Below are 13,253 nucleotides of genomic sequence, written 5' to 3'. Positions count from 1 at the left end.
CAACGTTGGTTCGTGCGTCGTCGTGTGGTGGTGATCATACGCCGGCCTCGCGTGCCGGATCAGAGCTGCCGCGCGATCACCATGCGCTGCACTTCGCTGGTCCCTTCGTAGATCTGCGTGATGCGCGCATCGCGGTAATGGCGCTCGACTTCGTAATCGGCCAGGTAGCCGTAGCCGCCGTGGACCTGGATCGCATCGGAGCAGACCTTCTCGGCCATCTCCGAGGCGAACAGCTTGGCCTGCGAGGCTTCCGACAGGCAGGGCAACCCTTCGGTGCGCAGCCGCGCGGCGTGATGCACCAGCAGGCGCGCCGCGCTCAGCTGGGTGGCCATGTCGGCGAGCTTCTCGGCGATCGCCTGGTGCTCCTTGATCGGCTTGCCGAATTGGGTGCGCTCGGCGGCGTAGCGGCAGGCCTTGTCGAAGGCGGCACGCGCGATGCCCACCGCCTGCGCGGCGATGCCGATGCGCCCGCCCTCGAGATTCGCCAGCGCGATCTTGAGGCCCTCGCCGCGCGCGCCGAGCAGGTTCTCCTCGGGGATCGCGCAGTTCTCCAGCGTGATCGGGCAGGTGTCCGAGGCGCGGATGCCGAGCTTCTTCTCGGGCTTGCCGACATTGAAGCCGGGCGTGTCGGTCGGCACAATGAAGGCCGACAGGCCGCGCTTGCCCTGCTCGGGATCGGTCATGGCAAAAACGATCGCCACGCCGGCGCGCGAGGCGTTCGAGATGAACTGCTTGCTGCCGTTCAGCACCCAGCGGCCGTCCTGCAGCACCGCGCGGGTGCGCAGGTTGTTCGCCTCGGAGCCGGCCTGCGGCTCGGTCAGGCAGAACGAGCCGACCATCCGGCCCGAGGCCAGCTCGCGCAACCAGCGATCGCGCTGCGCGTCGGTGCCGTAGTTCAGGATCGGGCCGCAGCACACCGAGTTCTGCACGCTCATCAGCGTGGCGCAGGACGCGCAGCCGGCGGCGATTTCCTCCACCGCCAGCGCATAAGCGGTGTAATCGGTATACGAACCGTCCCACTCGGCCGGCACCACCATGCCGAGCAGGCCCAGCTCGCCCATCTGCGCGACCACGCGATCGGGCAGCGCGCCCTCGCGGTCCCATTGCGCCGCGTTCGGCGCGAGCACTTCGGTGGAGAAATCGCGGACGCTGTCGCGAATCATCCGCTGGTCTTCGGTATAGAGCGCATCCATGGCGGGGCCTGTCTCCTGATCCGGTGCCGCGCCGCGGCAGCCGGTAACTGATTCGTTCGTCGATGACCTCAGTGTAGGCAAGGCGGGCCGGTGTTTCGATGCTCGCCGCACTCAATTACAATGATCGTTTTTGCCATAGCAGGTTCGTGCGTGCCATATCGCCCCGAATCTCGCCCCCAAAGCGCGTGCCTCGCCGCCAGGGGCCGCGCCGCCCGCACCTCGGACCTACCCCGCATGAAAGCCGCCGACAAAGGAACCGTCTCGATCCGCCTGGTCGCCACCAGCATCGCGCTCGCGCGCCAGGGCGGCGCCGACCCCGACGCGCTGCTCGCGCAGGCCGGCATCGCGCCGGATGCGCTGGCCGATCCCGAGGCGCATGTGAGCGCGCGCCAGTACGGCGCGCTCTGGAACGCGATCGCGCGCACGCTCGACGACGAGTTCTTCGGCCAGGATTCTCACCCGATGCGCAGCGGCACCTTCATCGCCATGAGCCAGGCGGCGCTGGGCGCGCGCAGCGGGTTGAGCGCGCTGTCGCGCGCGCTCAACGTGATGCGCGGCGTGCTCGACGACCTGCACGCCGAACTCGATGTCGACGCGCAGCGCGTGCGGCTGCGCTTCGTGCATCGCGAGGCGGACGCGAGGCCGCCGGTGTTCGCCTACGCGACTTTTTTCATCGTGGTGTATGGGCTGACCTGCTGGCTGATCGGGCGGCGCATCCCGGTGCTGCGCGCGCAGTTGCGCAGCGCGCCGCCCGAGGTCGCGCGCGACTATCAACAGATCTTCTGCGAGGACCTGCGCTTCGACCAGGCCGAGTCCTGCGTCGAGTTCGATCCGGCCTTCGCGACGCTGCCGGTGGTACAGAGCGGCGCCTCGCTGAAGACCTTCCTGCGCAACGCGCCCGGCAACTTCATCGTCAAGTACCGCAACCCCGATTCGCTGGCGAGCCGCGTGCGCGCGGTGCTGCGCGCAGCCTTGCCGGCCGACTGGCCCGATGCGGCCGGCATCGCCGCACGCCTGCACGTGGCCGAGGCTACGCTCAGGCGCAAGCTGCGCCAGGAAGGCGCCTCGTACCAGGAGATCAAGGATGCGCTGCGCTACGAGATCGCCTGCGCGGCGCTGGCCGACAGCGAGCTGACGGTGGCCGACGTGGCGAGCGCGGCCGGCTTCGCGGAGCCGAGCGCGTTCTATCGAGCCTTCAAGGGATGGAGCGGGCTGAGCCCAGCCGCCTATCGCGAGCGCGAACTGGCGGACAGGGCTAAGCGGCCCGGCTGAATGAAGCGATGCGCGAGGAGAACGGGCGCGCGTGGCGAGCCCGTTCGATTCGGCAATGAGAGGATGGACACGCCATCACGCCTTGGCGCGCGAGACGGCGAAGCACGCCGTCATGTCAGGTGCTGGCCGCCAGGCGCGGGCCGCCCTGGCCGCGCGCGACAGCGGACGGCGCGGGTTCCGCGGCCGGCTGCGCGGCAGCGGTGACCCACGGATCGATGCCCTGCTTCTGCACCTCTTCCAGGAAGGACACGCGCGTGCGCCAGTAGTCGGCCTGCAGTTTCGCGTCGATCACGCGCTGCTCGGCGGTGAACAACTCCATGCGCGCCGTGACGAGCATCGAGGCGGCGGTTTTCTCGGGAGTGGGGGCATGCCGCATCGCCCAACGACTGATCCAGTTCAACATGCTTACCTCCGTATCGACCGATGAATTCGAACGGGAATCCAGGCCACCATGGCCCGGCGAATACCGGTTTTGCCTGCTGCCGGGACGTCGACGCGGCGAATCTCGTGTCGCTGCATCGGCGTCCTCCAAGTCGTCCGACCCACCATCACATCCTAGAGTCCAATCCTCTTTTTCGCGATAGCGCCTTGCAATCTTTTACATCCAAAATGCGATTCTTTCCGATCCATTGTTAATTGTCGGATGTGTAAAGCCCGTGAATCCAGGCGTGGCAAGGGATGGCTTCACGAACGCGTTTCCGGCGGGTGTCGCGTGGACGATACGGAACAGTTTTCGTGCCCGACGCGATGCACAATCGCGGTGCGAGCCGCCTGCAACGATGGACGCCGCCATTGCGGCCGCGTGAAATCCATCGCTTCCCGCGTTCAGCGGCCCTGCATCTCGTGCGGCCAGCGATAGGCGAGCAGTTCCGCGCGCGGATAGGCCAGCTCGCGCACTTCGTCGAGCTGGTTGCCGCCGAACAGCACGATCGAGTCGCCTTCGTGGCGCAGATAAAAACCGACGTGTCCTTTCCAACTGTTCGGATCGTCGCGCATCAGCACGGCGATGCAGCCGTAAACGGGTTCGGCCAGTTCGCGTCCCCAGTCGAGCCAGGAGCGCGCCAGCGCCGAGCCGGTGCCGGCCAGGCCGGCGCGCGTCATGCACCAGTTCGCGAACGAGGAGCACCAGGAGATCTTGTCGTCGTAGCCGGCCAGGTTGGTGGCGCCGTTGTATTCGACGATGCGCGGATTGCTGCGGCCGGCGCCGTAGCGCGCGATGCCTGCCTCGGCGAAGGCGACCGGCATCCACGGCGGCGTTGCCGCATCGATGCGGTGGCGTTCGGGCTTCATCGCCTGCCCTCCATGCGTGCGTCGCGTGCCAGCGCCGGTCTCGACACCAATCGATGCGCGCGCAACGAAATCGAAAGGATCGCGGGGATGGCCGGCAACGACCCAGCACAAGTCAACGCACGCGGCACTCGAAATGCCTGGCAGCAGGCTCGCGGCAGCCGGCGCGCGTGCCTCGGTTCGGAATGGTTCGACATGCTCTCTCGGGTATTTTTGGCGACTTATCGTATGTCGGCGTTCGTCCGGGGCCGGGCGAGCGCGCACGAGCCGCCATCGTAGCGGGTCGGTGCCGTGCCCGGCAATCGTAGGCGCGCGCTCGTGCTGCGTTTACAATCCCGCCCGTCGCGGTCCCGAAGGACGCGCGCGCGGCGCGAGCCGCCACGAAAACCAGTCACACGAACGAAACGTCGAGCAAGACGACCACCGACCGGAGAACCCTCTTCATGGACTCGATCAAACGGTATTTCGGCTTCCAGGAAGCCGGAACCGACCTGCGCACCGAACTGCTGGCGGGCGTGACCACCTTCCTTACCATGGCTTACATCATCTTCGTGAATCCGGCGATTCTCGGCGATGCCGGCATGCCCAAGGAATCGGTGTTCGTCGCGACCTGCCTGGTGGCCGCGCTCGCCTCGCTGATCATGGGTCTGTACGCCAACTACCCGGTGGCCTGCGCGCCGGGCATGGGCCTGAACGCCTACTTCGCCTACGCGGTGGTCAAGGGCATGGGCTTCACCTGGGAGGCCGCGCTCGGCGCGGTGTTCATCTCCGGCTGCCTGTTCCTGCTGGTCACCCTGTTCCGGGTGCGCGAGGCGATCATCAACGGCATCCCCAAGACGCTGCGGGTGGCGATCACGGCCGGCATCGGCCTGTTTCTCGGCATCATCTCGCTGAAGACGGCCGGCGTGATCACCGGCAGCCCGGCCACCCTGGTCACGCTCGGCAACCTGCACCAGCCCACCACCATCCTGGCGATCGTCGGCTTCTTCCTGATCGTCACGCTCGATGCGCTGCGCGTGCGCGGCGCGATCCTGATCGGCATCGTGGCGGTCACCGTGCTGTCGTTCTTCTTCGGCGGCAACCAGTTCCACGGCATCGTCTCGATGCCGCCCTCGATCGAGCCCACCCTGTTCAAGCTCGACATCAAGGCCGCGCTGTCGACCGGCGTGATCAATGTGATCCTGGTGTTCTTCCTGGTCGAGCTGTTCGACGCCACCGGCACCCTGATGGGCGTGGCCAACCGCGCCGGCCTGCTGGTGGAAGGCAAGATGCAGCGCCTGAACAAGGCCCTGCTGGCCGACAGCACCGCGATCGTGGCCGGCTCGGTGCTGGGCACCTCGTCGACCACCGCCTACATCGAGAGCGCCTCGGGCGTGCAGGCGGGCGGGCGCACCGGCATGACGGCGGTGACGGTGGCCGTGCTGTTCCTGGCCTGCCTCTTCATCGCGCCGCTGGCCGGCGTGGTGCCGGCCTATGCCACCGCGCCGGCCCTGCTCTACGTGTCCTGCCTGATGCTGCGCGACATGGTGGACGTGTCCTGGGACGACGCCACCGAGGCCGTGCCGGCCGCGCTGACCGCCCTGCTGATGCCCTTCACCTACTCGATCGCCAACGGCGTGGCCTTCGGCTTCATCGCCTATGCCGGCCTCAAGCTGCTGACCGGGCGCGCGAAGGAGGTCAAGGCGATCGTGTGGATCATCGCGATCGTGTTCCTGTTCCGCTACTTCTACCTGGGCGGCGAATAAGCCTCGCGCCCCGCCCGGCATGCGACGCCGCCTTCGGGCGGCGTCGCCGTTTCCGGCCCGGCGAACGCCTCGCGCGGCCCGCCGGCCCCTGGATCGTGCCGATATGTTCCGGCCGGCCGGGATGGCTATACTATGCGCCCCGGTATCGTTCCCGAGATCCATGCGGCGGCTCACCTGTTCGATCGTCTTCCTGCTAGGCTGCGCGTCCACGGCGTTCGCGGATCCCGCCGCGCCCGACCGCAGCGATGCAGCCATGCTGGCCGCCGCGCCCGCCCTGGCCTCCGCCGCCTCCGGCATGGCCGCCTCGGGGCCGCTGGCGCAGGGCGCCGAAGCGAACCACGGCCCCGTCACCACCTACCTGATCCGCAAGTTCGGCGTCGCCCGGCAGAAGGCCGAGCAGATCTCCGACGCCGTCACGCTCGCCTCCGCCAAGTACTCGCTGCCGCCCGCCGTGCTGCTGGCGATCATCTCGATCGAATCGCGCTTCCGGGAAAAGGCCAAGGGCGCCAACGGCGCGACCGGGCTGATGCAGGTGGTGCCCTCGGTGCATCGCGGCCTGGTGCGCAACCAGGACCTGACCGAGCCCACCACCAACATCAAGATCGGCTCGGCCATCCTCTATGGCTACATGCAGGGCGCGAACGGCGACCTCGACGTGGCGATGCGCCGTTACGGCGGCTCGCAGGCCTATGCGCAGAAGATCCGCCTGCGCGCCCAGGAGTTCGATCGCGCGCTCGACACCGACCGGCCCGCCGCCGCGGCGGCAGCCTCCTCAAGCAGCGCGGACGGCGGCGAGCGCCGCTCGATGTCGCGCTCGCGCTAGGCGCGCTAGCCCCGCCGAAGCGGTCGAGCCGGCCGTCTGCAATCCGAAGGAATGAAAACGCACGCTTCCCGCGAGAAGCGTCGGCCCCGCGCGCCGCGTTCAGCGCTGATGGGCCTCGTGGAAACGGACGTAGCCGCTGCGCAGCGTCACGCACCGCGCGCGCGTATCGGCCAGCAGCCGCCGGGCGGCGGCCTCGATGCGCGGGCGGTGGTTCGCGAAGGCGCCCAGCATGTCCTCGAAGCTCGGCGACGCCGCGCCGAAATGCGATTCGAGCGCCTCGGCGGTGATCTCGCACCACACCCGCTCGCCGTCGACCAGCGCCGCGAAGGCCAGCGTCAGTTCACGCCCCGAATACTCGGGGGCTTCGTTCGGGAAATGGATCTGCATGGCGCCGCCTCTGCCGTGACGAGAATGCAAAAGGCCGCGCACACCAGGACGGCCTCCGGGGCCAGGGGTGAACGCGGGACGGCCGGCAGGCGGTGCGCGAGTCATGAGGGGCGCGCCCGGAACGAGCCGGTTGCATTCACTGTAGACGCTTTGCGCCGACACGCAAGGCCGGCTCGGAGAAACCCCGAGCCGTGCCCCGCGGTGGTGCCGGGCAGCGTCGCGGGGCGCCGCAATTCAGCAGCCGCTGCTTAATGCGCGCGTGCCGCAAGCCGCGTGGCAGCCGTGCCGCGATCGCCCTTGCGCGCCGGGCCGATCGCCTCATCTTGCGGTGCAAAAAACCGTTCGGCACCGCTCGCCTCGCGAAGGCCGGGGCATCGCACGCCGAGGCGAATCGCCATCGCGCCGGCCCGTTCGCGCTTGTATGATGGGCACCTGCGGCGCCTCGGCCAAGGCCCGCGAACCCAACAAGGGCGCGCCGACGGCGACCCAGGAGACAAGACATGCCGCAATCCTCCGTGCTGCCCGCCGCGGACAGCCGACTCGACGTCCTCGCGCAGGCCCATGCGCGCTCGGCCTCGGTCGGGCTGCGCGTGTCGGACCGGCCCGACTACACGCCGCTGTCGGCCGGCGCGCTGCGCGAACTGATCGACGGCAGCCGCTCGCTCTACACGCACGCGCGTCCCGTGATGGAGGCGCTGCACGCCCAGATCGCCGATACCCAAAGCCTCGTACTCCTGACCGACCAGGACGGCATGATCCTGCACAGCATCGGCGACGCGGATTTCGTCGAGAAGGCCAACCGCGTCGCGCTGCGCCCCGGCGCCTCCTGGGCCGAGCAGGCGCGCGGCACCAATGCGATCGGCACCGCGCTGGCGGCGCAGCAGGCCATCACCGTGCACGGCGGCGAACACTTCCTGCGCGCCAACCACGTGCTGTCCTGCTCCTGCGCGCCGATCGCCGATCCCTTCGGCCGCCCGCTCGGCGCGCTCGACGTGAGCGGCGACCCGCGTGGCTTCGGCCCGCACACGCTGGCGCTGGTGAAGATGTCGTCGCAACTGATCGAGAACCACCTGTTCGCGAACGCCTGCGAGGCGGCGCTGCGCGTGCAGTTCCATGCCCATGCCGAGTTCGTCGACTCGCTGTTCGGCGGGCTGGTGGCGTTCCGCGCCGACGGCAGCCTGCTGGCCGCCAACCGCAGCGCGCAGTTCCAGCTCGGCGCGCCGCTCGAGGCGCTGCAGGATCGCGCTTGCGACGAGCTGTTCGGCCTGCCCTTCGCGCGGCTCGCCGACCAGGCCGCACGCGAACCGGGCGCCAGCTTCGCGCTGACGCTGGCCAGCGGCGTGCGCGTGATCGCGCGCTGCGACTATGCCGATGCGCGCAAGACCCGCATCGCGCCGCGCGCGCCGTTGGCGACGCCGGCCCGCCAGCCGGCGCCGGCCCCCGCCGCGCGCGAGGACAGCCCCGACGCGATCACGCTGGCCACGCTCGACACCGGCGACGCGCGCATGGCGACGATCCTGCAGCGTGTCGCCAAGATCCGCGGCCGCGACCTGCCGGTGCTGATCCTCGGCGAGACCGGCACCGGCAAGGAATGGCTGGCGCGCGCGCTGCATCACGCCTCGCCGCGCCGCGACGGACCCTTCGTGGCCGTCAACTGCGCGGCCCTGCCCGATTCGCTGATCGAGGCCGAGCTGTTCGGCTACGAGGACGGCGCCTTCACCGGCGCGCGCCGGCGCGGCAGCGCCGGGCGCATCGTGCAGGCCGACGGCGGCACGCTGTTCCTCGACGAGATCGGCGACATGCCGCTGGCGCAGCAGGTGCGGCTGATGCGGGTGCTGCAGGAGCGCGCGGTGGTGCCGCTCGGCGGCGGGCGCGCCCAGCCCGTCGACGTGCGCGTGGTCTGCGCGACCCATCGCGACCTGCGCGCGATGATGGCCGGGCAGGACTTCCGCGAGGATCTCTACTACCGCATCAACGGGCTGTCGGTGACGCTGCCGCCGCTCGCGCAGCGCGGCGACCTGGCGGAACTGGTGCGGCGCATGCTGGCCCGGCTGGCGCGCACCGACGCGCTGCCGGAGCGTGTGTCCCCGGCCGTTCTGGCCGCCTTCGCGCGCTGCCGCTGGCCGGGCAACCTCCGGCAGATGGCCAATGTGCTGCGCACCGCCGGCATGCTGGCCGACGACGCGCCCGAGATCGACCTGGAACACCTGCCCGAGGATTTCTGGCTCGACTGCCCGCGGCAGGCCGACGAGCCGGGGCCCTCGATCGCCGAGGCGCCGCCGGCAGGCGCCCTCGCCGAGCGCGCCGCCACCACGCTCGACGCGCACCAGGCCGCGCTGATCGACGGCACGCTGGCCCGCCATCACGGCAATATCTCGGCCGCCGCGCGCGAACTGGGCCTGGCGCGCAATACCGTCTACCGGCATCTGCGGCGGCGGCGCGGCGCGGCCTGAGCGCGTCGCCGGACCGGGCGCGCATCGGGTATGCTGGCGATCCCGCCCCGAACCCTCTGCCGCCCCTGATGAGCGAATCCGAATCCGCGTTCCAGGTCCGTATCGAGCCGATCGGCCTCAGCTTCGAGTCGCCCGATTCGCTGTCGCTGCTCGAGGCGGCCGGCTTCGATGGCATCTCGCTGCCGCGCTCCTGCCGCAACGGCACCTGCCGCAGTTGCCTGTGCCGGCTGCGCGAAGGCCGGATCCGTTACCGGATCGAATGGCCGGGGCTCAGCGCCGAGGAAAAGCGCGAAGGCTGGATCCTGCCCTGCGTGGCGATCGCCGAATCGGATCTGGTGATCGAATACGAGGCCGATGTCGAGCTGTCCCGATCATCCTCGCGCTAGCCACTGTTTCGGTTTCCTCAGCGACTCTCCCTCACCCACCGACCGACATGGATTTCGACGATATCGTTCTGGGCGCCGGCATCGTCGGCGTGTCGATTGCCCGCCATCTGCGCGAGCGCGGCCGCCGCGTCGCGCTGGTCGATCATCAGGCGCCCGGCCAGGGCACCAGCTTCGGCAATGCCGGGCTGATCGAGCGTTCGTCGGTGATGCCCTATGCGTTTGCGCGCAGCCCGCTGGCCCTGCTGCGCTACGCGGCCAACCGCGCCACCGAGCTGTACTGGCATCCGCGTTCGCTGCCGGCCTTCGCGCCCTGGCTGCTGCGCTTCTGGCACGAATCGGCGCCGGCCCGCCATGCCGCGGCCGCGCGCGACCTGCGCCCGCTGATCGAGCGCAGCGTGATCGAGCACGAGGCGCTGGCCGCGCGCAGCCCCGGCGCTGCCGAACTGATCCACGGCAGCGGCTGGCTCGAGGCGTTCCGCTCGCCGCGCGCGCTCGAACGCGGCGTCGCCGAGGCCACCGAGCTGGCGCGCAGCCACGGCCTGCGCTACGCGGCGCTCGACGCCGCGGCGCTACGCTCGCGCGAAGCCTCGCTCGGCGAAGGTTTCGCAGGCGCCATCCATTGGCTCGATCCGAAGGCCGTATCGAATCCCGGCGCGCTGGTGGCCGCCTATGCCGCGCAATTCGAGCGCGACGGCGGCACCCTGCTGCGCGGCGACGCGGCCACGCTGGCCCAGGTGGATGGCGGCTGGCGCGTGAACACCGCCGACGGCGAGGCCTCGGCGCGCCAAGTGGTGATCGCGCTCGGCCCCTGGTCGGACCTGGTGTTCTCGCGCTTCGGCTATCGCATCCCGCTGCGCGACAAGCGCGGCTACCACATGCATTACGCGCCGCCGGCCGGGCTGCCGCGCCTGTCGGCGCCGGTGGTCGACATCGAGCACGGCTACGTGATCGCGCCGATGCAGCGCGGCCTGCGCCTGACCACCGGCATCGAGCTGGCGGCCCGCTCGCTGCCGCCCACGGGCATCCAGCTGGCGCGCGCCGAACGCATCGCTCGCCCGAGCTTCGGCCTGGGCGAGCGGCTCGACGCGGCACCCTGGCTCGGCTTTCGCCCCTGCACGCCCGACATGCGGCCGGTGATCGGCGCGGCGCCGCGCCATCGCGGCATGTGGTTCGCGTTCGGCCACAACCATCACGGGCTGACGCTCGGCCCGATCACGGGCCGGCTGCTCGCGCAGGCGATCTGCGGCGAGACGCCGGAGATCGATCTCGCGCCGTTCAGCGCGACGCGCTTCATACGCTGAGGCAATGACGATTCGAATCGGCATTCGTCCCCGCGCGATTAACCGGCGCATAAAGCATTGCCAATCCATTGCGTCGCGCCGTGAATGGCGTCAAATGCGCAACGCAGTGTTCAGGAAATGAAGACACTGCGTTTCGATCGTCCAACCGCTTAGCCGTCGTATCCATTCCGACCTACCTTTCCTGACAGGACTGCCATCCACGCGTCACGCTGCTAGCGGCTTGCGCATTGCATCATTGCGCCTGTTGTCCGGAAACGTTCGACGGCAGGCACGGTGGAAACAGCCGGTCGCCAGCCGACCTTTCGCAAGGAGCCGATGATGATGCGCAAGCCTTATTCGATCCTCGCGGCGTCCGCCCTGCTGGCATTCGCCTCGTCCGCCTTCGCGGCCGGCGATGACGCGCAGGCCCCGTCGCAATCCGCCGGCGCCACCGCCCAGCAGGCGCGAGCGCAGGACAGCGCGAACGTGAATGCCGGCTATGGTGCACAGCCTCGTTACACGGCCGAAGCAGGAAAACGGGCCCAAGACCCGTTCACGATCAACGGCCGATCGATGTACGACGTGCACTGAACCGTCTCCAAGGGCGAGCTACCTCAACACGGTCCTCACCCCAGATGCCTATGCGAGTAAGGCGTCTGCCGTGTGGCTCGCTCCTTTTTCCACCCCGGATCCCCTCCGGGGTTTTTTCTTTGTGCGCCCGACAGGGCTCGTCGATTGTTTCTAAATCGGCAAAATGTAATTCGAGCCAGACAGGATGTTTTTTCTTGTCGCAGGCGCTTACATTTAGCCCCAGATTCTTATTGGAAACCGCTACGGAATCGACAAATCGCAGTTGCAAATACTGCCTAGGCCGATACCGCACGAGCTTTAGGAAACGGCAAATGAAGTCTTCCCAATCAAGGCCAGTGCTCGACGCCTCCGACGTTCACGTCGAAATTCTCGAACAATCCGATACGCTGCTGGTGGTTCGCTGGGTCGAACCCGGCCGCTGCCACTACGGCGAGCAGCGCTGGCGGCGCCGCTTCGCGCAACGCACCGGCACCTGCGCGCTGTCGCGACAGACCATCCAGCGCGGCGAAGAGGTGTTTCGCCCTGCCGAGCGTCCCGCCCCCGCGAACGCCGGCGCGATGATCTCCGCCGCCCAGGTGCTGGGCCTGCACAGCGGCAAGTAAGCCGCCCCCAGCCGGACGCCGCGATCCACTCGCGGCGTTTCCTTTTGCGGCGCCCGCCCGCCTCAGGCGTTTCCACACGCGCTCCATGCCTCGCCATGCCTGAAAGCCCCTGCGATTCGCGGGGCTTTTGCTTTTACGTCTGCCGCTCCCTCACCCCGCTGGTCCTCTGCCTCGGTCGCTCGAATCGAGTTGCCGCTCGCGCCTTCGGGCGACGTCCCGGCATCGTTGCCGCCCATGCATTCCTCCGACCATTGACGACCCGCGATTTTATCGATTTAAGCAACGATCTATCACCGAAACCAGTATTTACCCTAGGTATCGCGAGGACTACGATTCACATCACTCGCTGACGACATCCAGTCGAAGGCGACACACCAAACAAAGATACGGAGGTCATATCATGAAGTCGCTTACTCAAGCAGTCGTTGCCGCTCTTGCCCTTACCGCCTCGGTCGCCGCGTTCGCGCAAACGAACCAGCCGGTGACCCGCGCCGAAGTGCGCGCGCAACTGGTTCAACTCGAGAAGGCCGGGTATCATCCGGGCGTCGCGAGCCCGTACTACCCGGAAGACATCCAAGCCGCCGAGGCCCGCGTGGCGGGCACGGACACCAGCGGCTACGGCTCGCAGGCAGCGCCGGTGGTGCGTTCGGGCAGCGCGGTGGCACCGGCCGCCACGGCACGTGACTCGATCTACTTCGGTCACTAAGCAGTAGCTGCGAGGCTGCCCCGGCGGCAGCCCGTTTCGACGACGAGCCCGCCACGGGCTCGTCGTCGTTTTCAGGCCCCAAACCTCCGCCGCCCCATCAGGGACGGCTTAGCCCGGGCGCCTGGCGCCCGGGCCTTTTTTCGATCCGGGGGCACCCGTCCCGATCGGGAAGAGTTGCAGAAGGCCCGCATCATCGTTGCCAGTGGTGCAACAATGTGTTTCCTGGGAATCATGGAATACGGCGGCGCGAGCCGCGTTTCGCCGCGCCGGATTCCAGCACGATCCCGAGCCGTGACGAACGGCACGATCCTCGACGAGGTCGTGCCGTTTTTCATTTTGGGTTCGGTGGATCCTCTGACGATTTCCAGGCCCGGGAAGGCGATTGTTTCCTCGAGCCAAGGGCAATCTCACCAGCGCGAGCCTTTATTCGCCGGCGCTCTCGCAATATCGGCAAATCGACGTTTTGCCAGCCGAATCGCAGAAGATTCCTTCTGTTTTTCATTTTGAAAGCCGTCGAACGGCTTTCTA

The 13,253-nt window shown here is 68.5% G+C and carries 14 protein-coding genes; 10 read left to right on the top strand and 4 right to left on the bottom strand.

All coding sequences use genetic code 11. The features are described 5' to 3' along the window. Nucleotides 1-59: 59 nt before the first annotated feature. On the bottom strand, nucleotides 60-1,193 hold the full coding sequence (locus tag BM43_RS03120) for an acyl-CoA dehydrogenase (RefSeq protein ID WP_036053951.1): 1,134 nt from the start codon (nucleotides 1,191-1,193) through the stop codon (nucleotides 60-62). 234 nt (nucleotides 1,194-1,427) lie between these two features. On the opposite strand from BM43_RS03120, the gene BM43_RS03115 reads away from it, so the two are divergent. Continuing rightward, nucleotides 1,428-2,465 (top strand): AraC family transcriptional regulator, encoded by a 1,038-nt coding sequence (locus tag BM43_RS03115; RefSeq protein ID WP_036053952.1) that lies wholly within the window; start codon nucleotides 1,428-1,430, stop codon nucleotides 2,463-2,465. Between the two features lie 115 nt (nucleotides 2,466-2,580). Here BM43_RS03115 and BM43_RS03110 read toward each other — a convergent pair whose 3' ends face one another. Beyond that, nucleotides 2,581-2,868, bottom strand: a complete 288-nt coding sequence (locus tag BM43_RS03110) for a hypothetical protein (protein WP_013689680.1) — start codon at nucleotides 2,866-2,868, stop codon at nucleotides 2,581-2,583. Nucleotides 2,869-3,290: 422 nt separating this feature from the next. After that, nucleotides 3,291-3,755, bottom strand: coding sequence for an NlpC/P60 family protein (locus BM43_RS03105; RefSeq protein WP_036053953.1), 465 nt, complete (start codon nucleotides 3,753-3,755; stop codon nucleotides 3,291-3,293). A 440-nt stretch (nucleotides 3,756-4,195) separates the two neighbouring features. On the opposite strand from BM43_RS03105, the gene BM43_RS03100 reads away from it, so the two are divergent. Both BM43_RS03100 and BM43_RS03095 read left to right on the top strand, forming a co-directional pair. Next, the gene (locus BM43_RS03100) at nucleotides 4,196-5,497 is read left to right on the top strand and encodes an NCS2 family permease (RefSeq protein ID WP_036035609.1); all 1,302 of its coding nucleotides are present in this window, start codon (nucleotides 4,196-4,198) and stop codon (nucleotides 5,495-5,497) included. A 160-nt stretch (nucleotides 5,498-5,657) separates the two neighbouring features. Then, on the top strand, nucleotides 5,658-6,320 hold the full coding sequence (locus BM43_RS03095; protein ID WP_036053954.1) for a transglycosylase SLT domain-containing protein: 663 nt from the start codon (nucleotides 5,658-5,660) through the stop codon (nucleotides 6,318-6,320). Nucleotides 6,321-6,419: 99 nt separating this feature from the next. Here BM43_RS03095 and BM43_RS03090 read toward each other — a convergent pair whose 3' ends face one another. Further along, nucleotides 6,420-6,707, bottom strand: a complete 288-nt coding sequence (locus BM43_RS03090) for a DUF1488 family protein (protein ID WP_013689676.1) — start codon at nucleotides 6,705-6,707, stop codon at nucleotides 6,420-6,422. Between the two features lie 500 nt (nucleotides 6,708-7,207). Between BM43_RS03090 and BM43_RS03085 the strand changes: the two genes are divergently transcribed. From BM43_RS03085 to BM43_RS41240, 7 genes are all read left to right on the top strand, one after another. Next, nucleotides 7,208-9,160 carry a sigma-54-dependent Fis family transcriptional regulator gene (locus tag BM43_RS03085; protein WP_036053958.1) on the top strand — a complete coding sequence of 651 codons (1,953 nt, stop codon included), beginning with the start codon at nucleotides 7,208-7,210 and terminating at the stop codon, nucleotides 9,158-9,160. 68 nt (nucleotides 9,161-9,228) lie between these two features. Next, nucleotides 9,229-9,546 (top strand): 2Fe-2S iron-sulfur cluster-binding protein, encoded by a 318-nt coding sequence (locus BM43_RS03080; RefSeq protein ID WP_036053960.1) that lies wholly within the window; start codon nucleotides 9,229-9,231, stop codon nucleotides 9,544-9,546. 47 nt (nucleotides 9,547-9,593) lie between these two features. Then, a complete protein-coding gene (locus BM43_RS03075; protein ID WP_036053963.1) occupies nucleotides 9,594-10,847 on the top strand; it encodes an NAD(P)/FAD-dependent oxidoreductase in 1,254 nt (417 codons plus the stop codon). Nucleotides 10,848-11,162: 315 nt separating this feature from the next. Then, entirely contained in the window at nucleotides 11,163-11,417 is a 255-nt protein-coding gene (locus tag BM43_RS03070; RefSeq protein ID WP_036053964.1) for a hypothetical protein, read from the top strand. 311 nt (nucleotides 11,418-11,728) lie between these two features. Next, nucleotides 11,729-12,019 carry a DUF3331 domain-containing protein gene (locus BM43_RS03065; protein ID WP_013689672.1) on the top strand — a complete coding sequence of 97 codons (291 nt, stop codon included), beginning with the start codon at nucleotides 11,729-11,731 and terminating at the stop codon, nucleotides 12,017-12,019. A gap of 400 nt (nucleotides 12,020-12,419) precedes the next feature. Further along, the gene (locus BM43_RS03060) at nucleotides 12,420-12,725 is read left to right on the top strand and encodes a DUF4148 domain-containing protein (protein WP_013689671.1); all 306 of its coding nucleotides are present in this window, start codon (nucleotides 12,420-12,422) and stop codon (nucleotides 12,723-12,725) included. 174 nt (nucleotides 12,726-12,899) lie between these two features. Then, nucleotides 12,900-13,232: a hypothetical protein gene (locus BM43_RS41240; protein WP_157693239.1), complete on the top strand. Its 333-nt coding sequence runs from the start codon at nucleotides 12,900-12,902 to the stop codon at nucleotides 13,230-13,232. Nucleotides 13,233-13,253 lie beyond the last annotated feature (21 nt).

This window comes from Burkholderia gladioli (assembly GCF_000959725.1).
GTDB classification, from domain to species: domain Bacteria; phylum Pseudomonadota; class Gammaproteobacteria; order Burkholderiales; family Burkholderiaceae; genus Burkholderia; species Burkholderia gladioli.
This window is presented reverse-complemented; position numbering and strand designations above follow the sequence as displayed.

Coding starts and splice junctions, on each gene's coding strand:
- BM43_RS03080 (WP_036053960.1), top strand. CDS start 9,229: ATGAGCGAATCCGAATCCGCGTTCCAGGTCCGTATCGAGCCGATCGGC.
- BM43_RS03120 (WP_036053951.1), bottom strand. CDS start 1,193: ATGGATGCGCTCTATACCGAAGACCAGCGGATGATTCGCGACAGCGTC.
- BM43_RS03105 (WP_036053953.1), bottom strand. CDS start 3,755: ATGAAGCCCGAACGCCACCGCATCGATGCGGCAACGCCGCCGTGGATG.
- BM43_RS03075 (WP_036053963.1), top strand. CDS start 9,594: ATGGATTTCGACGATATCGTTCTGGGCGCCGGCATCGTCGGCGTGTCG.
- BM43_RS03060 (WP_013689671.1), top strand. CDS start 12,420: ATGAAGTCGCTTACTCAAGCAGTCGTTGCCGCTCTTGCCCTTACCGCC.
- BM43_RS03090 (WP_013689676.1), bottom strand. CDS start 6,707: ATGCAGATCCATTTCCCGAACGAAGCCCCCGAGTATTCGGGGCGTGAA.
- BM43_RS03115 (WP_036053952.1), top strand. CDS start 1,428: ATGAAAGCCGCCGACAAAGGAACCGTCTCGATCCGCCTGGTCGCCACC.
- BM43_RS03110 (WP_013689680.1), bottom strand. CDS start 2,868: ATGTTGAACTGGATCAGTCGTTGGGCGATGCGGCATGCCCCCACTCCC.
- BM43_RS03095 (WP_036053954.1), top strand. CDS start 5,658: ATGCGGCGGCTCACCTGTTCGATCGTCTTCCTGCTAGGCTGCGCGTCC.
- BM43_RS03065 (WP_013689672.1), top strand. CDS start 11,729: ATGAAGTCTTCCCAATCAAGGCCAGTGCTCGACGCCTCCGACGTTCAC.
- BM43_RS03070 (WP_036053964.1), top strand. CDS start 11,163: ATGATGATGCGCAAGCCTTATTCGATCCTCGCGGCGTCCGCCCTGCTG.
- BM43_RS03085 (WP_036053958.1), top strand. CDS start 7,208: ATGCCGCAATCCTCCGTGCTGCCCGCCGCGGACAGCCGACTCGACGTC.
- BM43_RS03100 (WP_036035609.1), top strand. CDS start 4,196: ATGGACTCGATCAAACGGTATTTCGGCTTCCAGGAAGCCGGAACCGAC.